Annotated in this window: 1 protein-coding gene; it reads left to right on the top strand. The window is 70.9% G+C overall.

Annotated elements, in window-relative coordinates; translation table 11 throughout:
• Nucleotides 1-309 (top strand): DUF7507 domain-containing protein (locus ACLQ2R_RS39630; protein ID WP_425966558.1); only part of this gene is annotated, 309 nt, incomplete at both ends.

Below are 309 nucleotides of genomic sequence, written 5' to 3'. Positions count from 1 at the left end.
CGACATCGACGCCGGATCCATCGTCAACACCGCCACCACCACCGGCACACCACCCACCGGACCGGCCGTCACCTCCGGCCCGTCCACCGCCACCGTCACCGCCGCACCCACACCCAACCTCGCCCTGCTCAAGACCGCCTCACCGGCCACGCTGACCGCCGCCGGACGGACCGTGACCTACTCCTACCTGCTGGTCAACACCGGCAACACCACCCTCACCGGCCTGACCGTCACCGACATCGCCTTCTCCGGCACCGGCACACCGCCCGTGATCACCTGCCCGGTCACCACCCTCGCCCCCCAGGACCT

The organism is Streptosporangium sp. DT93 (genome assembly GCF_049844535.1).
Classification (GTDB): Bacteria; Actinomycetota; Actinomycetes; order Streptosporangiales; family Streptosporangiaceae; genus Streptosporangium.
This window is presented reverse-complemented; position numbering and strand designations above follow the sequence as displayed.